This window comes from Novosphingobium sp. ES2-1, assembly GCF_015169775.1.
Classification (GTDB): Bacteria; Pseudomonadota; Alphaproteobacteria; order Sphingomonadales; family Sphingomonadaceae; genus Novosphingobium; species Novosphingobium subterraneum.
The window spans coordinates 769,341-786,437 of record NZ_CP063445.1; the positions used below are offsets into that span (position 1 = coordinate 769,341).

At 64.8% G+C, this 17,097-nt stretch carries 16 protein-coding genes; 8 read left to right on the forward strand and 8 right to left on the reverse strand.

All coding sequences use genetic code 11. The features are described 5' to 3' along the window. Positions 1 to 4 precede the first annotated feature (4 nt). A complete protein-coding gene (gene purS, locus IM701_RS03835; RefSeq protein WP_039332834.1) occupies positions 5 to 238 on the reverse strand; it encodes a phosphoribosylformylglycinamidine synthase subunit PurS in 234 nt (77 codons plus the stop codon). Positions 239 to 621: 383 nt separating this feature from the next. Between purS and IM701_RS03840 the strand changes: the two genes are divergently transcribed. Next, positions 622 to 1,227: a TetR/AcrR family transcriptional regulator gene (locus tag IM701_RS03840; RefSeq protein ID WP_193827830.1), complete on the forward strand. Its 606-nt coding sequence runs from the start codon at positions 622 to 624 to the stop codon at positions 1,225 to 1,227. 110 nt (positions 1,228 to 1,337) lie between these two features. On the opposite strand, the gene IM701_RS03845 is transcribed toward IM701_RS03840, so the two are convergent. The 4 genes from IM701_RS03845 to purC all read right to left on the reverse strand — a co-directional run bounded on the left by IM701_RS03845 (position 1,338) and on the right by purC (position 8,564). Continuing rightward, positions 1,338 to 2,318: an MBL fold metallo-hydrolase gene (locus IM701_RS03845; protein WP_193827831.1), complete on the reverse strand. Its 981-nt coding sequence runs from the start codon at positions 2,316 to 2,318 to the stop codon at positions 1,338 to 1,340. Then, positions 2,318 to 4,627 (reverse strand): TonB-dependent receptor, encoded by a 2,310-nt coding sequence (locus tag IM701_RS03850; protein WP_039332838.1) that lies wholly within the window; start codon positions 4,625 to 4,627, stop codon positions 2,318 to 2,320. Before IM701_RS03850 ends, IM701_RS03845 begins: the two co-directional genes overlap by 1 nt. A 139-nt stretch (positions 4,628 to 4,766) precedes the next feature. After that, complete coding sequence (locus IM701_RS03855; RefSeq protein ID WP_193827832.1) at positions 4,767 to 7,607, reverse strand: pitrilysin family protein; 2,841 nt, start codon at positions 7,605 to 7,607, stop codon at positions 4,767 to 4,769. 171 nt (positions 7,608 to 7,778) lie between these two features. Beyond that, on the reverse strand, positions 7,779 to 8,564 hold the full coding sequence (gene purC, locus IM701_RS03860) for a phosphoribosylaminoimidazolesuccinocarboxamide synthase (RefSeq protein WP_039332937.1): 786 nt from the start codon (positions 8,562 to 8,564) through the stop codon (positions 7,779 to 7,781). Positions 8,565 to 8,791: 227 nt separating this feature from the next. Here purC and IM701_RS03865 point away from each other — a divergent pair, with 227 nt between their 5' ends. From IM701_RS03865 to IM701_RS03890, 6 genes are read left to right on the forward strand one after another with little or no spacing between them, the layout of a single operon-like run. Next, positions 8,792 to 9,214, forward strand: a complete 423-nt coding sequence (locus tag IM701_RS03865; protein WP_193827833.1) for a ketosteroid isomerase-related protein — start codon at positions 8,792 to 8,794, stop codon at positions 9,212 to 9,214. Next, the gene (locus IM701_RS03870; RefSeq protein WP_039332840.1) at positions 9,214 to 9,801 is read left to right on the forward strand and encodes a GNAT family N-acetyltransferase; all 588 of its coding nucleotides are present in this window, start codon (positions 9,214 to 9,216) and stop codon (positions 9,799 to 9,801) included. Before IM701_RS03865 ends, IM701_RS03870 begins: the two co-directional genes overlap by 1 nt. Next, positions 9,795 to 10,691, forward strand: coding sequence for a carbon-nitrogen hydrolase family protein (locus tag IM701_RS03875; protein ID WP_039332842.1), 897 nt, complete (start codon positions 9,795 to 9,797; stop codon positions 10,689 to 10,691). Before IM701_RS03870 ends, IM701_RS03875 begins: the two co-directional genes overlap by 7 nt. A 45-nt stretch (positions 10,692 to 10,736) precedes the next feature. Beyond that, a complete protein-coding gene (locus tag IM701_RS03880; RefSeq protein ID WP_193827834.1) occupies positions 10,737 to 12,941 on the forward strand; it encodes an alpha-ketoacid dehydrogenase subunit alpha/beta in 2,205 nt (734 codons plus the stop codon). After that, positions 12,934 to 13,947, forward strand: a complete 1,014-nt coding sequence (locus IM701_RS03885; protein ID WP_193827835.1) for an ACP S-malonyltransferase — start codon at positions 12,934 to 12,936, stop codon at positions 13,945 to 13,947. Before IM701_RS03880 ends, IM701_RS03885 begins: the two co-directional genes overlap by 8 nt. Next, positions 13,944 to 14,408 carry a low molecular weight protein-tyrosine-phosphatase gene (locus IM701_RS03890; protein WP_039332848.1) on the forward strand — a complete coding sequence of 155 codons (465 nt, stop codon included), beginning with the start codon at positions 13,944 to 13,946 and terminating at the stop codon, positions 14,406 to 14,408. Before IM701_RS03885 ends, IM701_RS03890 begins: the two co-directional genes overlap by 4 nt. Before the next feature lie 3 nt (positions 14,409 to 14,411). On the opposite strand, the gene IM701_RS03895 is transcribed toward IM701_RS03890, so the two are convergent. Continuing rightward, positions 14,412 to 14,654 (reverse strand): hypothetical protein, encoded by a 243-nt coding sequence (locus IM701_RS03895; RefSeq protein WP_039332849.1) that lies wholly within the window; start codon positions 14,652 to 14,654, stop codon positions 14,412 to 14,414. 60 nt (positions 14,655 to 14,714) lie between these two features. Here IM701_RS03895 and IM701_RS03900 point away from each other — a divergent pair, with 60 nt between their 5' ends. After that, positions 14,715 to 14,975 (forward strand): hypothetical protein, encoded by a 261-nt coding sequence (locus IM701_RS03900; RefSeq protein WP_230487782.1) that lies wholly within the window; start codon positions 14,715 to 14,717, stop codon positions 14,973 to 14,975. Between the two features lie 235 nt (positions 14,976 to 15,210). On the opposite strand, the gene IM701_RS03905 is transcribed toward IM701_RS03900, so the two are convergent. Both IM701_RS03905 and rhaT read right to left on the reverse strand, forming a co-directional pair. After that, positions 15,211 to 15,984, reverse strand: a complete 774-nt coding sequence (locus IM701_RS03905; protein ID WP_193827836.1) for a DeoR/GlpR family DNA-binding transcription regulator — start codon at positions 15,982 to 15,984, stop codon at positions 15,211 to 15,213. Positions 15,985 to 16,011: 27 nt separating this feature from the next. Further along, positions 16,012 to 17,085, reverse strand: coding sequence for an L-rhamnose/proton symporter RhaT (gene rhaT / locus IM701_RS03910; protein WP_193827837.1), 1,074 nt, complete (start codon positions 17,083 to 17,085; stop codon positions 16,012 to 16,014). Positions 17,086 to 17,097 lie beyond the last annotated feature (12 nt).

Consider the following 17,097-nt stretch of genomic DNA (forward strand, 5'->3'; position numbering starts at 1 on the left):
AAGCTCAGGCGGCCTTTTCGATGCGGTAGTTCTCGATCACCATGTTGGCGAGGAGCTTGCTGCACATCTCGTCAAGCGCTGCATCCGAAGTGGTGTCTGCCACGTCGAGTTCAATGACCCGCCCGGCGCGCACGTCGTTCACGCCTTCGAAACCAAGGCCTTCAAGCGCGTGGTGGATGGCGCGGCCTTGGGGGTCGAGGACGCCGTTCTTGAGGGTGACAATGACGCGGACCTTCATCGGCGGGGCCTTTCGGAACCTGAATGCTGGAGAATCTTGGGGGCGCCTATGCATCGGGAGAGCCGAAAGAGCAAGGCGAAGGGTTTACGGGGTTTACACTGTCCGGAGAAACTTCGGCAAAGGCACGCGGGCGCACTGAGGGATGGGCCGGGACCCCCGGTAAACCGCCAGTTTTCCGGATATAGCACAAAACGCTTACGTAGGAAAACGCTGAGACGAAGCCGGAGAAAGATGGCATCAAGGCCTTACTCCGCAAGGAGAAATCTCCTTTCGGTGGCAGGGCGGCCTGGACACCATAACTGCACCCCACGCAACGCATCCGGAAACCCTGCCACCGGACTTTTACCGCTTTACATGACTGACGTGTCAGTTATTTTGCGGCCATGCCACGAGTTACGCCAGCAGACAGACGCGAGCGCATTCTGGACGCTGCGCGCGAGGAATTTGCCGAACGGGGCTTTGCCGCCGCACGCATGGAGGACGTGGCCAGGCGCGTCGGCATCAGCCGCGCGGCGCTCTACCTCGCGTTCGACAGCAAGGACGCGCTGTTCCGTGCGCTGGTGTCGGAAGTCATCACCGAAATGATGCCGTCGCTGCTGCCGAGCGACTACGGCAGCCTGCCCGCGCCGGCATTGCTGCGCGCCTTCGTGAAGAACGCGATCAAGCGCATCGCCAGCCCGGAAATGGCCTTCCTGCCGCGCCTGATCGTGGGCGAGGGCCACAATTTCCCCGAACTTGCCCGATTTTACCACGAAACCGCAATGATATGCATCCTTGGCGCGATCGAGCGGCTGATTGCCCATGGCATTGCCCGGGGCGAGTTTGCCTGCCCCGATCCGAAGACGGCGGCACAATGCGTGGCAGGAGGTATCATCTTTGCCGCACTGTGGCGCAACGTGTTCGAGCCGGTGGGAGCAGAGCCGCTGAACGTGGACTGGATGGCCGAGAACCAGGCGGCGTTGGTGCTTTACGGGCTGACGACCGGGTAGGGCGGGGAGCTGGGTGCTGGGGGCCTACCCCCGCCCCCTCCCGCCTGCGGGAGGGGGGGAAGAAAGGGGCGCGTTCCGCCTGCGGCGATAATGGCCCCCGGACGTGGATCCTAGAAGCTATCGAGATCGTTGGCGATCGTTACAGGGCCCGCGTATTCGGCGCGGACGCCGGCCGTGACGCCTTCGACTTGCGCGGCGCTTGTGCTGCCGCCCGCGAAATGCGTGACGACCACGGCCTTGACCCCGGCATGCCTGGCCATCTTGCCGACGTCTGGCGGGGCAAGATGGTGCGTGGTCAGGTGCCGGACCAGATCCGCCTTCGCCTTTTCCGGCATGTTCGGCGAGTTGCGGGCGACCGTTGCCATCGTCGAATCAATGTCGATCATTTCGCTCACGAGCAGGTCTGCCCCTGCCGCCAGCTTCTCGACGGCGGTGGACGGGCCGGTATCGCCGGTATAGGCAATGGATCGCCCGGGCAAATCGAACCGGAAGGAAAGCGACTTGAAGGATCTGTCTTCCTCGCTGCCGGGGGCGAAATCATAGTGGGTGTTCTGCACTGCACGGACCACCATGTTGCCCACGCTGGCCTTGAACCCATCGCCCATTTCCACGACGGCGACTGTCCCTGCAGGATCGGGCCAGGGCTTGCCCGGTATTCCGTATCCCGCGCGAGCAGCGGGCCGCATCGAGGATATCATGCCCTCGACCATTTCGCGCGTTCCTGGCGGGCCGTAGATCGTCAGCTTCTGCGCAACCAGAGTCTGGTTGCGCAGCGCCAGAAGCGCGGAGAGGCCGCCCGTATGATCGGCGTGCAGATGGCTGAGGAACACCGCCTTGACGTTCGGCAATGCCAGGCCGGCCTTGGCCATCTGCTGCACGACGCGGTCGCCCGCATCGACGACATAGAGATCCTTCCCGTCGACGAGGGCGTTGGCCGGTTGAGAACGGCGGCCATCACCGACCGGCCCACCCATCGTGCCAAGCGTGATGAAGCGTAAGCCACTTTCAGATGACTCATGTGCTGCGAGCTGGGCGACTTCTCCGGACGTGACCAGAGCAATGGCGATGCCGGCGATGATGGCCAATCGCATCAGAAGGTGTATCCCATGCGGATGCCATAGGTTCTGGGCGGAGCAAGCGTCGCGACGGAGAAGTCGAGAATTGGCCTTGAACCGGACCGCACGATCACTTCTTCATCCTCGATGTTGTTGATGAAGCCGGTGAGCGTCCAGCGGCCACCATCGCCCTCGAGCGTGAGGTAGGCATCGGACATCATGAAGCCGCCTTGCCGTTCTTCCGGGCGATAGTTCGGATTGAGGAAGCGACCGGATTCGATCGAGGTCCGGCCACCGAGCAGCAGGCGCATGGAATCGGACAGGTCGAACCCGCGTTCGTATCCGAGGCCCAGCGACCACTTCGGCGCGTTTACGGCTGGTTTGCCCGAACAGTCGATATCATAGAAGCGCGCATTGTTGCCCGGGACGCCCGGGTTGGCGAGGCGGCTGCCCAGCGTGGTACAGCCAGTGGCCACCGGCGCACCCGTGGGCGAGAAGTTGGCCGTCCTGAGGCTGTTGTACTTGCCATTCAGGTACTGCAGATTGAGATCGAACCGGTCGTTGCGGCTGGGCTGGAAGCGCACTTCGGCTTCGAACCCGTAGATGCGGGATTTGCCCGCGTTCTCGGTGCGCGAACCCTGGGCGAAGATGTTGTTCGCCGTGCGCACACCGCCTACGAAGGTGATTTGCTGGTTGGTGTAGTCCCAGTAGAACGCCTCGACATTCACCTGCAGCTTGTTGTCGAAGAAGCGATTCTTGCTGCCCAGCGTATAGGCCGTGAGCGTTTCGGGAGCGAAGGTGTTTTCCGGTGGCGCGGCAACGAAGAAACCGCCGGATTTGAAGCCGGTCGAAACATCGGCATAGATAAGCGATGCAGGGCCCGCATCGAACTCGATGCCGGCTTTCCACGTGAACTTCTCGAAATCCAGCGCGCCGGTGAACGGCGCTCCCAGCGGCGGATTGACCGGTCCGGGCCGTCCGCCGGACACCGTGGCGGTCAACTGATCCTTGGTTTCCTTGGTATAGCGCCCGCCGGCAACGAGCCGCAGCGCATCGGTGACCTTGTAGGTGAACTGGCCGAACGCGGCGAGGCTTTCCGTGTTGACGTTTGGCGTGAAGCGCGTGGTGGAAAGATCACCCTGGCGGAAGAAGTTCAGCGCGTTCTGGTCTTCCTTGAAATAGAAGCCACCCAGGACATAGTTGAGCGGGCCATCGTGATCCGACGCGAAGCGCGCTTCGAACGAGAACTGTTCAGCCTTTTCGGTGATTTCCCCGCGGAAGCCCGGGAGATAGGTGACGAAGTTGATGTCCGTCTTGCGCCAGGCCGGCTGGAGCGTGAGCTTGCCGAAGCCGAGGTCGCCCTCGATCGTCGCGCTCAGGCCATAGAACTTGTTGTCGAGGAAGCCGGTATCTGCCGGAAGATCGATGCAGCCGCTGGTCACGAACCCGCCGAAGCCGCCGCAGAACGGTGGCGCGAAAACGCCGGCGGCGAGGTTGCGGATCGCGGCCAGCGCGGCGGGGCTGGAAATGCCGACATGATCATTCAGGTCTGGCGCATTCAGCGTAGCACTCGGGAGCAGGACGCTGCCCCAACCCTTGCCATGCTGGTTGAAATAATCGCCGACCAACAGCACCGACCAGTCCGCCGACGGTTCGATCAGGAACGAGGCGCGCACACCTTCGCCCTTCTCGTCGTTGTAGCCGTCGGTAAGGAAACCATCACGGTCCACGACCTGCCCGGCGACGCGCAGGGCCGCGGAATCACCGATCGGAAGGTTGAGCGCGGCCGATGCCTTCTTGCTGTCGTAGTTTCCGTATTCGGCGCGCACTTCCCCGCCGAACTTGCCGAGATCGGGCTTGCGCGGGATGACGTTGATGGCGCCGCCAGTTGCGTTTCGGCCGTAAAGCGTGCCCTGCGGTCCCTTGACCACCTCGACGCGGGCGAGATCGTAGAACGCACCGGCAGGAGCCGATGGGCGCGCCACGTAGACACCATTGAAGTTGAAGGCGACGGCATTTTCCGAGAACGAGTTCTGCGAATTGGTGCCAACGCCGCGCAGGAAGAAGCTGGTGGTGCCGCCGGTCGGCGAAACGGCCAGGGCGGGCACGAGCTTCTGGAGATCGACCAGTTCGGTGATGCCGGCTTCGGCAATGTCTGCCCCGGTTACGGCGGTGACCGCGACGGCAGCTCGCTGCAAGCTTTCCTCACGGCGCTGTGCAGTGACGACGATATCGGTGATGCCCTGTTCTTCGTCTGAAACCTGTGCTTCCTGGGCGAGAAGCGGGCTGGCGGCGCACAGGGCGGCCAGCGACACGGTCCAGCGAATGACTGATTTGTTGCTCATTTTTGTCTCCCGTAGATCGACGGCTTGTGATTTGCGCAAACGAATGCATGAGGAGACTGGATTTGAAAAATAGATTATATTTGCACTTGGACATGCCCAAAATTTATGAATTGAGAGGTGGGCGAACCGGCGCTCGTGCTCAAGGAACGGCTGCTCCGTCCGGCAGAACGAGCACCTGCACCGCTTTCTCCGGGGCGAGATAGCGCCGGGCGATCATTTGCAGATCTGTCGCGGTGAGCTTTTCCAACCGGGCGCGCGCCGCCTTGGCGCGAATGAGGCGCTCGGGCTGGGACTGGGCACGTTCGGCGAGCGCACTCCAGCCGCCGTTGGTCTTCAACGAATTGTCGATGCGTTCGAGCATGGGGGCCCGGGCGCGCTGCAGCACGTCTGCGTCGACCGGTGCGGCGATGAGGGAGCGTGCCGTTTCTTCCAATGCGGCGCGGGTGGCTGCGACGTCGGCGAGGTCTACCGAAGCGTTCATCGTGAACGTGCCGTAGCCGGTCCAGACGCGGCTGAGGGCCGAGGACGCGCCGGGACTGTATGCCTTGCCGAGGTTCTCGCGCACCGTATCGAGCACTTCGATCCCGGCGACTTCGGCAAGCAGCGAGAGCGCCATCGCTTCATCCGGGTCCCGGTCGTCGCGGGTGGGCCAGGTGTAGCGGACCACGGCCTGATTGGCCTCGCCGGTGTGGCGGATGATCTGGAGACCGCGCCTGGACGTGAAACCCCGCTGGCGTTCGGCGGTGTAGGCGCGGAAATCGGGTTCCCGCTTGGGCAGGGCGCCGAAAGTGCGGGCAACGGCGTCGACCGCCGCTGCTTCGTCGATGTCGCCCACGATCGAAATCTCGATCGCACCGCGGGAGAGCCGGTCGGATATCTCTTGCCTGAGCTTGCCATAGCCGAGCGCGGCGTAGGCCGATTGCGGTTGCAGCGTGAAGCGCGGGTCGTTGTCCGAAAGGATGCCGCCGATGGAGTTGGACAGGGCCGCGCCGGGGCTTGAGCGCAGGCGGGCGAAGAAGTTGGCGATGTTCTGGCGATACAGCACTTCGCCTTCGGGGCGGTAGCCGGGGTCGGTCAGCAGCGCGGCGAAGAGCTGCAGTTGCAGCGTCAGGTCGCGCGGGGTTGTGGTCGCATCGGCCGAGAAGGTATCGCCCGATGCGCTCAGGCCGAATGCGACCGAGCGCCCGGCGAGCAGGGTCTGGAGGTCGTCCTCGCTGTGCTTGCCGAGGCCTCCGCGGGCGAGGACGCCGGTCATTTCGGTGGCGAGGGGATCTTGCGGGGTGTCGAGCATTTCGCCGCCGTCGAGATTGAGGCGGACGTCGATGCGGTCCTTGGCGAGGTCGGTGCGCTTGAGGTTGAGGCGGACGTTGTTGGCAAAGCGGATTTGGCGGATGCCGTAGAGCGGTTCGGTGGTGTCCGCCACGACGGTGCCGGCCGGGCCGAAGTCGGTGTAGGCGAAGGGGATCGGCGCGGGCACTTCGCCGGCCGGGGCCTTGGCGCGGGTGGCCTTGGCCCAGGTTTTGCGCAGTGCCTCCTCGCCACCCTTGGGCGCGGTGCGGCCCTGGAAGCGGAGCAGGGGGTCCTTGAGGGGGACAGCTTCCTCTTTCAGTGCGGCCATGACGGTCTTCGGGGTAATCGTCGGCGCGAACTGGTTGAAACGGGCGAGGCCGGATTGCGGCGTCGTCGGCACCTGATCATCGCGGATCAGGGCGAGCGCGGCGGCGACCAGCGTGCCGTGGGAGCGGGTGTCGGCCCCGGCGGCGGCGTTCTCCAGCCCGGTGCGGATGCTGGCCAGTTGCTCGTCGATCTCAGGCTTAGTGAAGCCGGTGGCGAGGGCGCGCGCGTAGACACCGGCTGCGGCGGCGAGGCCTCGCTGCCAGCCGCCGTCAACGGTATCGACGATGACATTGGTGGTGCGGCCGATCCTGAACACCTCGCTTGTGCCGAAGCCCGCCCCTCGGAACGGCGGGTCGATGGCGCGGCTGAGGCGGGCGAGGCGGCGGTTGACGACGCCGTAGCCGATCTGGCGCAGCAGGTTGCGGCGGCGGTTGGCGATGGTGTCGGGCTCGTCGAGCCAGGCCCCGTGCCGCGATGCGGTGACGCGTTCGGACAGTGACGGATCGAGGTGGATGTCGACCCTGGCCTTCTGCTTCGGCTCGACCTTGCCCTGATCGGGGCGCGGGGTCTGCGCCTTGGCTTGCCAGTCGGCGAAGCGGGTGCGGATGGCCTGTTCGACCGCATCGGTATCGAAATCGCCCACCACGATCAGCGTGGTCTTCGACGGGACGTATTCGCGCGCCCAGAAGGCCTTGAGCGCATCGGCGGTGGCAGCGTTCAGTGTTTCGACCGTGCCGATGGGCAGGCGCCTGGGGTAGGTCGCTGCGGGGTAGAAGAACGCGAGCTGGTCTTCGAGGTTGGTGCGGCTCCAGCCTTGCCCGTCACGCAGTTCTGACAGGACGACGCCGCGTTCGCGCACAACGGCTTGCGGATCGAAGGTCAGCTCGCTGGCGATTTCTCGCATCAGCATCAGCGCGGTGTCGAGCAGCTTCGCATCGTTGCGTGGCAGGTCGAGCATATAGAGCGTCTGTTCGAACGAGGTCTGGGCGTTGGTGTCTGCTCCGAAGGACAGGCCGTTGCGCTCGAGCAGCTTGACCATCTCGCCTTCGGGCACGCGGGTCGAGCCGTTGAACGCCATATGCTCAACGAAATGGGCAAACCCGCGCTCGGTCTCGCGCTCGTCGAGCGAGCCGGTGGCAATGTCCATGCGCACCTGCGCGGTGCCGGCGGGCGTGGCGTTGCGGCGGATGATGAAGCGCATGCCGTTGGGCAACTGGCCGTAACGGTAGGCGGGATCGGGCGGCAGGTCGCTCTGCTGGAAGGCCCAGGTCGGTTTTGGCGCGCTATCTACGCTTGCGGGTTGCGCGGCGCAGGCGGCGAGGGTGAGAGCTGCGGCGAGGGGAAGCAGGCGGTGGAGGAACATTGCCTAGCGATGTGCCCGGTTGGGCGCGGTGGCGCAATGGGCTGTTAGGGATAGGGAAGTGCCAGCATCCTTCGACGGGCTCAGGGCGAGCGGGATTGAGGTGGGACTGCACAAATAAAAACCCCCTCCGTTGCCGAAGGGGGTCTTGAATGTCAGCGCAGGGCCTGAAGTTTACTTCTTCCCGCGGAGCTTGCGGTGGGCGCCGAGGTCGAAGACTTCGCTTGGGCCGCCGTCGTTCTCGAGCAGGCCGAGGCGGCGGGCGACTTCCTGGTAGGCTTCCTCTTCGCCGCCGAGGTCGCGGCGGAAGCGGTCCTTGTCGAGCTTTTCGCCGGTGGTCATGTCCCAGAGGCGACAACCGTCGGGGCTGATTTCGTCAGCGAGGATCACGCGGCTGTAGTCGCCGTCCCAGATGCGGCCGAATTCGAGCTTGAAATCGACGAGGCTGATGTTGATCGCCGCGAACATGCCGCAGAGGAAATCGTTCACGCGGATGGCCATCGAGGAGATGTCCTGCATTTCCTCGTTCGATGCCCAGCCGAAGCAGGCGATGTGCTCTTCGGCGATCATCGGATCGCCCAGCGCATCGTCCTTGTAGTAGTATTCGATCAGGGTATGCGGCAGCGGTTCACCCTCTTCGATGCCGAGACGCTTTGAGATCGAGCCCGCGGCGATATTGCGCACGACCACTTCGATCGGGATGATCTCTGCCTGGCGCACGAGCTGTTCGCGCATGTTCAGGCGGCGGATGAAGTGGGTGGGAATGCCGATGTGGGCGAGGCGCGTGAACACGTACTCGCTGATGCGGTTGTTGATCACGCCCTTGCCGTTGATCGTGCCGCGCTTCTGCGCGTTGAAGGCGGTGGCATCATCCTTGAAGTACTGGATGATCGTGCCCGGTTCGGGGCCTTCGTAAAGGATCTTGGCCTTGCCTTCGTAGATCTGGCGGCGACGGGACATGATAACGTCTTCCTGCACGGCGCCGGGCAGCGGCCCGGCCAGAATACAAAACCCCGGCATCGCGTTGGAGGCGAATCCATCGCAAGCGCCGGGGCGTTCTTGCCGCCCATAGGCGAACACGCGCCAAAGTGCAATTCCGCGCACCCGTGCAATGGTGCCTTGCAGGGCGGAGCGCTGGAATGGTGCGACGGGGGGCGCTAGACCGGAGGGTGAAGGAGATTTTGCCGATGACAAGCCCTGCCGCCCGTACTGACGCGATTGCCCTGCAGGCCCGCTATTACGCCGCGTTCAATGCCGGCCACTGGGAGGGGATGCTCGAATGCCTGAGCGATGACGTGGCACACGATATCAACCAGGGCGAGCGGGTTGTCGGGAAGGCGGCGTTTGCCGAATTCCTGAGGCACATGGAGCGCTGCTACAAGGAGCGGCTGGAAGACATCGTGCTGATGGCCAGCGAGGACGGCACGCGGGCGGCTGCGGAGTTCGTGGTGCACGGGCAATATCTGGCGACCGACGAAGGACTGCCTGAGGCCAACGGGCAGACCTATGTGCTGCCGGCCGGGGCGTTCCTCGCGATCGAGGGCGGCAAGATCACGCGGCTGACCATGTACTACAACCTTGGCGACTGGACGAAGCAGGTCGTCGGGTAATGGGGATCGAGGTTCGGCCGCTGACCGGAAACGAGATCGCGGCGGCGCTGGATGATCTGGCCGCCTTGAGGATCACGGTCTTTGCGGCCTATCCCTATCTCTATGATGGCGATGCGGCCTATGAAGCGGACTATCTGACCGAATATGCCGCTGCGCCTGATGCGGTGCTGGTGGCAGCGTTCGATGGGGCGCGGATAGTCGGCGCGGCCACGGCGGCGCCGATGATGCACCAAAAGGCGGAGTTTCGCAGACCCTTCGAGGCACGGGGAATCGAGGTGGCGCGGCTGTTCTATTTCGGCGAAAGCGTGCTGCTGCCGGAGTATCGCGGGCACGGGATCGGGCATGCGTTCTTCGACCAGCGCGAGGCGCAGGCGGTGCGCTGTGGTGCCAATGCCGCGTGCTTTGCTGCCGTGGTGCGGGCTGACGACCATCCGGCCAAGCCGCAAGACTATTCGCCCCTCGATGCCTTCTGGGCGCGGCGCGGCTATGCCGTGGTTCCGGACCTGACCACCGAGCTTGCGTGGAAGGAGCATGGCGACGAGGCCGAGCGGGTCAACCTCATGCAATATTGGATGCGCCAATGGTAAGCTTCACCGTCGCCGCTGCGCAGTATCCGATTGACCGGTTGGACAGCTGGGAGGCGTATGAGGCCAAGCTGACGCGGTGGGTGGAACAGGCCGCGGCGCAGGGTGCCAAGCTCGCCGTGTTTCCCGAATACGGGGCGATGGAACTGGCGAGCCTTGATCCGGCGACGATGGGCGATCTGGCGGGGTCGATCGAGACGGTTTCGGCGCTGCTGCCGCGTGTCGATGCACTGCATGGCCAACTTGCGTCGCGAACCGGCCTACATATTCTGGCAGCCTCGGCACCGCGCAAGGATGCGGACGGGCGCTTTCGCAATGCCGCGCGGCTGTTTGCGCCGAATGGCAAGTCCTCGGTTCAGGACAAGCTGGTGATGACCCGGTTCGAGCGGGAGCAGTGGGACATAGCCGCCGGTGCCACGTTGCGGGTGTTCGATACGGCGCTGGGAAGGCTGGCGGTTTCGATCTGCTATGACAGCGAGTTTCCGTTGTTGGCGCGGGCCTGCGTGGAAGCAGGGGCAGAAGTGCTGCTGGTGCCTTCGTGCACGGATACGCTGCATGGCTACTGGCGCGTGCGGATCGGGGCGCAGGCGCGCGCGCTGGAGGGGCAGTGCTATGCGGTGCACTCGCCGACGGTGGGAGAGGCGGCGTGGTCTCCGGCGGTGGACGAGAACCGGGGGGCGGCGGCGGTCTATGGGCCGCCGGATCGCGGGATGCCTGAGGATGGCGTGCTGGCGGTAGGCGTCGAAGGCGCGGCGCAGTGGGTCTTTGCCGAGGTCGATACCGCGAAGGTTGCAGAGCTGCGCGCCGATGGCGGCGTGCTCAATGCGCGGCATTGGTCGGAGCAGCCGGGGGCGGTGGCCTTGCCGCCGGTGGAGGTCGTGGACTTGCGCTAGGCCTGCGGCTATCACGCGGATTCGTTACGAGGGAAACCATCCGCAATGTCGCTTGATGCCGCCGAGCAGGTCCACCGGCAGTTCCTTGATGCGCTGGAGAACGGCACGGCGCGCAGGCGCTCGAACCTCGGACTGAAGGATGTGGGGCTGGAGCCCGAGAGTGCGGCGGCGCTGTTCCGGTCGCAGGCGCTGTCGCGCCAGCTCGACAGGATGAGCCGCAAGCTGCAGGCGCGGGGCGAGGGGTTCTATACGATCGGCTCCTCGGGCCACGAGGGCAATGCGGTGCTGGCCGAAGTGCTGCGCATCGACGACATGGCGTTCCTTCATTATCGCGACGCTGCGTTCCAGATCCACCGCGCCCACCGCGTGCCGGGCGAGAACCCGGCGTGGGACATGCTGCTGAGCTTTGCCGCGAGCATGGAAGACCCGATCTCCGGCGGGCGGCACAAGGTGCTGGGATCGAAGCGCCTGTTCATCCCGCCGCAGACTTCGACCATTGCCAGCCACCTGCCCAAGGCGGTGGGAGCCGCGTTCTCCATCGGCATCGCGCGGCGCATGGGCTGGAGCGATACGGTTCTGTCGAAGGACGGCGTGGTATTGTGCAGCTTTGGCGATGCCAGCGCCAATCATTCGACCGCGCTGGGAGCGATCAATACCGCGTGCTGGGCGGCATTCCAGGGTACGCCCATGCCGATCATCTTCCTGTGCGAAGACAATGGCATCGGCATTTCCACGTGGACGCCGCCGGGGTGGATCGAGGCGAACTTCTCGGGGCGGGCAGGGCTGCACTACATCGGGTGTGATGGCTCGGACCTTGTCGATACGATGCGTGCGGCGCGCGAGGCCGAACAGGTGGCGCGGCGGCAGAGGAAGCCGGTGTTCCTGCACATGAAGACGGTGCGGCTTTACGGCCATGCCGGGAACGACGTGCAGCTTTCCTATCGCACAAAGGAAGAAGTGCGGGCCGAGGAAGAGCGCGATCCGCTGCTGGCGAGCGCGGCGCTGCTCATCGAGGAAGGCGTGATGACCGCGCCAGAGGTCCGCGCGGTCTATGACGAGATCGAGGCGACGCTGGAGCGGCAGGTGGAGCTGGCGATCCGGCGGCCCAAGCTGCCGGATGCGGCGGCGGTGATGGCCAGCATCGTGCCGCCGAAGCGCGAAGGTGTGGAGAGGCCGCTGGCCCCGCCGCAGGACCGTGCTGCGCTTTTTGCCGACGATGCCGCCGCGATGGACAAGCCGCAGCATATGGCAAAGCTGATCAGCTGGGCGATGGCGGACCTGCTGTTGCAGTATCCCAACGCGATCGTCTGCGGAGAGGATGTGGGGCCGAAGGGCGGGGTCTATGCCGCCACGCAGAAGCTGCATGCGCGGTTCGGCTCGGCGCGGGTGATCAATACCTTGCTGGATGAGCAGGCGATCCTCGGGCTGGCGATTGGCGCGGCGCATAATGGTCTGCTGCCGATGCCGGAGATCCAGTTCCTCGCTTATGTCCACAATGCCGAGGACCAGATCCGGGGCGAGGCGGCGACGCTGTCGTTCTTCTCGAACGGGCAATACACCAACCCGATGGTCGTGCGCATCGCCGGGCTGCCATACCAGAAGGGCTTTGGCGGGCACTTCCACAACGACAATTCGCTGGCTGTCTTCCGCGACATTCCGGGGGTGGTGCTGGCGGTGCCGTCCAATGGGCGCGATGCGGTGGCAATGCTGCGCGAATGCGTGCGGCTGGCGCATGAGGAGAGCCGCGTCGTCGTCTTCGTGGAGCCGATCGCGCTCTACATGACGCGGGACTTGCACGAGCCGGGGGATGGCTTGTGGGCGAGCGTCTATCAGCCGCCGGGTGAGGGCGCGATTGCCTTCGGGCAGATCGGTGTTGCGGGCGAGGGCACCGATGTCGCCATCGTGACTTACGGCAACGGATTCTATCTTTCGCTGCAGGCGCGCAAGTTGCTGGCCGAGCATGGCGTGGACGTGCGCGTGATCGACTTGCGCTGGTTGGGGCCGGTGAACGAAGATGCCGTGATCGAGGCTGTTGCGCCGTGTTCGCGCGTGCTGGTGGTGGACGAATGCCGCATCACCGGTGGGCAGAACGAGGCGCTGATGGCGCTTCTGGCCGAGCGCGCGCCGGGCAAGGCAATTGCACGCATGGCGGCGACGGACAGCTTCATCCCGCTTGCGCGCGCGGCGACGCATACCCTGCCGAGCCGGGACGGGATCGTGGCCAAGGTGCTGGAGATGGTGCGTGGCTAAGGAAACCGTCCTTGTCGTCTGCCCCGGGCGCGGCACCTACAATGCCCCGGAACTGGGCTATCTGGGGCGGCATCATGCCGGGTCGGAATGGTTGGCGCGGTTCGATGCGATGCGGATCGAGGCGGGCAAGGAGGCCTTGTCGGCACTGGATGGGGCGGCGAAGTTCACGCCTGCGCACTTGCGGGGGGACAATGCGGCGCCGCTGATCCACGCCTGTGCCTGGCTGGATTTTCTCGAGATCGACCGCGAGCGGTTCGAGATCGTCGCGGTGACCGGCAATTCGATGGGCTGGTACACGGCGCTGGCCTGTGCCGGGGCGGTTTCGCCCGAGCATGGCTTTGCCATTGCCGATGGCATGGGAATCAATTCCCAGAAGCACGTGCCCGGAGGCCAGTCCGTGCTCGTGCTGGCCGCGGAGGATTGGACGGTCGATCCTGCACTGCAGGCCGAGGTTGAAGCGGCAATGGCGCGGCACGGCGTGCTGCCCTCGATCCGGCTGGGGGGAATGCTGGTTGTCGCGGGGCCGGTTGCGGCGCTCGATGCGTTCGAGAAGGACTTGCCGCCGCTTTCGCGCCCGCCGATGCGGCTCGCTGGGCATGGGCCGTTTCATACCCCGCTGATGCAGCAGAGCAGCGATGCGGCGCGGGCGCAGTTTCCGGCGGACTGGTTCGATCAGCCGCAGGTGCCGCTGATCGACGGGCGAGGGAAGGTGTGGCGGCGGTTCGAAAGTGCCCGCGAGGCGCTGTGGGACTATACTTTCGGGCACCAGATCCTGGCCCCCTACGACTTCACCGCTGCGATGACCGTGGGCATTCGCGAATTCGCGCCCGACCGGGTCGTTCTGCTAGGACCGGGGGAGACGCTGGGCGGGGCTATCGGGCAGGTGCTGATTGCTCGAAAATGGATGGACATCGCGTCACGAAGCATGTTCACTGCGCGGCAGGGAGAGGATCCGTTCCTGATTGGCCTGGGGAGACCCTGCCAGCGGAGTATCGTGATCCCGTGAGCCAACCGTCAATACTGTTCGTCTGCCTTGGAAACATCTGCCGCTCGCCTCTCGCCGAGGCGGCCTTGCGCGCGCAATCGGTGGCAGCGGGCGTGGCGATGACCATCGATTCCGCGGGGACCGGTGACTGGCATGTCGGCCGACCGCCCGATCCCCGGGCGCAGGAAACCGCGCGGAAGCACGGCCTCGATATCTCAAGCTACCGCGCACGGCAGGTCACGACGGAAGACTTCCACCGCTTCGGCCACATCTTCGCGCTCGACCAGCAGAACCTCAAGGACCTGCGCCGGATCGAGCCTTCGCGCCACATTGCCGAAGTCGGGCTGTTGATGGATTTGGTGCCTGGCCGCAAGGGTACGGCGGTGATCGATCCCTACTATGGCGACGAGGACGATTTCGAGCAGGCCTGGGCCGACGTCAGCGCAGCGGCGGAGCGGCTGGTGAAGCGCTACTTGCGCTGAGAATCAGGCGCCCAAGGCTGCCGTGATCCGCGCTTCGGCAGCGGAGGCTTCCTCAATCAGCGCCTGCAGCACGGTTGCCGTGTCCTGCAGCAGCCTTTCGGAAATGGGCTTTTCGCCGGTGACGAAGCGCCGGATCGCGCGCTCGTCGACGCCGAGCCGGCGGCTGGCAGCGGTCGTGCCGCCGAGTACCTGGATGCAGTGGGCGAAATGCTCGGACAGTTCGGTTTCGGTGAATCGGGCGCTCATTCTGTCTCCTCTGTCCGATTGAAATGGCAGGCGTTGATCCTGTGCCCTATAGGCCCTGAGATGAACATTGAAACGGGCCTTGAAACGGAACTTGAAGCCGGATCTGAAACCGATCCTGACATCGAACCTGGTAGGGCCGACGCATCGCTCACCAGACCGCAACGCCGATTGCTGCGGCGGATCTACAACGGGCGGACCGTGCCGATCGTGGTGGATGGCAAGCCGTTCCTGACGTTCAGGGAGGCGAGCCGCTATCTTCTCACGCTTTCGCCGGAAGCGCGCGAAGCGGCCTATCTGGAAATGCGCGGGCAGGCGAAGTAGCGCGACCTATTTTCTGAATCTGCCCAACCCCGCAAATGTTGAGCCTGTCGAAGCATCTGGCACCGTGCGCATGTCCTTCGACAGGCTCAGGACGAGCGGGATCGGAGCAAAGGCCCTTCCCAGTGCGCTCATGCTGAGCTTGTCGAAGCATCCGGCGTTGTGCTTGTGTCCTTCGACAGGCTCAGGACGAGCGGAGGAGGGGGCAGTGTTCCGGTTGTGCCGAACTGTTCTGTGTTCAGGCAATTACCAGCTTCACGCCGGCGTCCTGCAGGGCCTTGGCCATTTCCGGCGTTATGCCGCTGTCGGTGATCACGGTGTCGATCTCGTCCAGACCGCAGACGATGGTGCCTGACTGGCTGCGGAACTTGCTGCTGTCGACGAGGAGGATCACTTCCTCGGCACGGTCGATCAGGCGACGTTCGGCGGCGACCAGCACCGGGTCTGCCTGCATCGCGCCCTGCGGGCCGATGGCGGCGGCACCCATGAACAGGCGGGGGGCGTGGAAGCGTGGCATCGATTCCTCGCCGACGGGGGCAAGGATGATGTTCTGTTCGCGAAACACTGCGCCCGATGGCAGGAGGATGCGCGTGCCTGCCTGCGGGAGCAGTGCGTTGACGATGTGCAGCGAGTTGGTCAGCACCTGCAGTCCGAGACCGTCGAGATGGGGGCACATCTGCAGCGTGGTTGTGCCGCCATCGATCATCACGCCTTCGCTTGGGCTGCACAGCGCCGCTGCGGCCTTGCCGATTGCCTGCTTGGCCCCGAGGTTCTGGGTGATGTTCTGATCGAACGAGGTGCCGAGAAGGCGCGGCCCACCGGCATCTTCGGTTTCGGGAAGCTTGGCTCCACCGTGAATGCGGACGATCTGGCCGGACTCCTCGAGCCGTGTCAGGTCACGCCGGATCGTCGCGGGCGAGGCATCGAGCAGGACTTCGAGATCGCGATAGCTGACAAAGCCGGTTGGCCGCAGCGCCTCGAAGATGCGTCTTTCCCGTTCTGCCGCGTGCATGGTGCCCCATCGTCCCTAACTTGGCGCTTATGCACTCGCCTGCAGCATGTTGCCAGCGCCGATGACAATGGTCGAGCCGACGAGGAGGCCGATACCGGTCCACACCAGCGCGCGGGTGCGGGGCGATGCGCCCTTCCATTCCTTGAGCGCGAAGCCCCAGAGGGTGGAGAAGAGGATGATCGAGGCCATGTGCAGCGTCCACGAGGAGAAGCCGTATTCGCCCATCTGGCTCTCGCCCATGGTGTAGAAGAAGAATTGGCCGTACCACAGCGTGCCGCCCAAGGCGGCCAGCAGCCAGTTGGCCAGCAGGTTGGGACGTTCGCCCGGGTGTGCCTCTGGCGAGGCTGCGCCGAAGAACTGGCCAAGGCTGCGGTTCTTCGCGATCAGCCAGGCGCACCACAGCGCGTTGGTGGTGAGGCCACCGGCGAGGACGACGCAGAGTACCGGGAGACCCTGGGAAAGCGGATCTGTGCCTGCGGCCAGCGTCAGGTCACGGATCGGCTGGCCCGCTGCAAGGCCCCAGGCAAAACAGCCGGACATCACGCCCGAGAAGGTCGCGATCAGCAAGCCCTTGCGAAGGTTGAATTCGGCCACGCCCTCTGATGCGGCGCCACCAAGGTCGGCTTCCTTGGCATTGCCGGCGCGTGCGACCACGACGATGCCCGCCAGCGTGATCAGGATGCCAAGGAGCGTCAGCTTGCCGCTGGTCGTTGCCGCGATGGCACCCAGTGTGCCGTCAAAGATCGGCGGTCCCATCGTGCCGATCACGGTGGTCAGCCCCAAGGCCACGGCCATACCGAGCGAGAGGCCGAGATAGCGCATGGTCAGGCCGAAGGTCAGCCCGCCGAAGCCCCACATTGCCCCCCAGAACCAGCACCACATCAGCGTTTCTCGCGGGGTTGCGGAGAGGACGCCAATGAGGTCCTTCGTCTTGATCGAGGCGAACAGCCACGGCGCGATCGCCCAGGAGAACAGGCCGCCTGCCAGCCAGAACACCTCCCACGACCACAGCCTGATGCGCTTGTAGGGGACATAGAAGCTGGCCGAGGAGAAGCCCCCGATCCAGTGAAAGATTACGCCCAGCAGCGGGTTCGCGCCCATCGGTTCCTGTCC

Bases quoted from the DNA above. Each gene is read 5' to 3' on its own strand.
- IM701_RS03865 (WP_193827833.1), top strand. From the start codon at position 8,792: ATGACAAGCCCTGCCGCCCGTACTGACGCGATTGCCCTGCAGGCCCGC.
- purC (WP_039332937.1), bottom strand. From the start codon at position 8,564: ATGTCCCGTCGCCGCCAGATCTACGAAGGCAAGGCCAAGATCCTTTAC.
- rhaT (WP_193827837.1), bottom strand. From the start codon at position 17,085: ATGGGCGCGAACCCGCTGCTGGGCGTAATCTTTCACTGGATCGGGGGC.
- IM701_RS03880 (WP_193827834.1), top strand. From the start codon at position 10,737: ATGTCGCTTGATGCCGCCGAGCAGGTCCACCGGCAGTTCCTTGATGCG.
- IM701_RS03905 (WP_193827836.1), bottom strand. From the start codon at position 15,984: ATGCACGCGGCAGAACGGGAAAGACGCATCTTCGAGGCGCTGCGGCCA.
- IM701_RS03875 (WP_039332842.1), top strand. From the start codon at position 9,795: ATGGTAAGCTTCACCGTCGCCGCTGCGCAGTATCCGATTGACCGGTTG.
- IM701_RS03855 (WP_193827832.1), bottom strand. From the start codon at position 7,607: ATGTTCCTCCACCGCCTGCTTCCCCTCGCCGCAGCTCTCACCCTCGCC.
- purS (WP_039332834.1), bottom strand. From the start codon at position 238: ATGAAGGTCCGCGTCATTGTCACCCTCAAGAACGGCGTCCTCGACCCC.
- IM701_RS03840 (WP_193827830.1), top strand. From the start codon at position 622: ATGCCACGAGTTACGCCAGCAGACAGACGCGAGCGCATTCTGGACGCT.
- IM701_RS03870 (WP_039332840.1), top strand. From the start codon at position 9,214: ATGGGGATCGAGGTTCGGCCGCTGACCGGAAACGAGATCGCGGCGGCG.
- IM701_RS03850 (WP_039332838.1), bottom strand. From the start codon at position 4,627: ATGAGCAACAAATCAGTCATTCGCTGGACCGTGTCGCTGGCCGCCCTG.
- IM701_RS03845 (WP_193827831.1), bottom strand. From the start codon at position 2,318: ATGCGATTGGCCATCATCGCCGGCATCGCCATTGCTCTGGTCACGTCC.
- IM701_RS03895 (WP_039332849.1), bottom strand. From the start codon at position 14,654: ATGAGCGCCCGATTCACCGAAACCGAACTGTCCGAGCATTTCGCCCAC.
- IM701_RS03900 (WP_230487782.1), top strand. From the start codon at position 14,715: ATGAACATTGAAACGGGCCTTGAAACGGAACTTGAAGCCGGATCTGAA.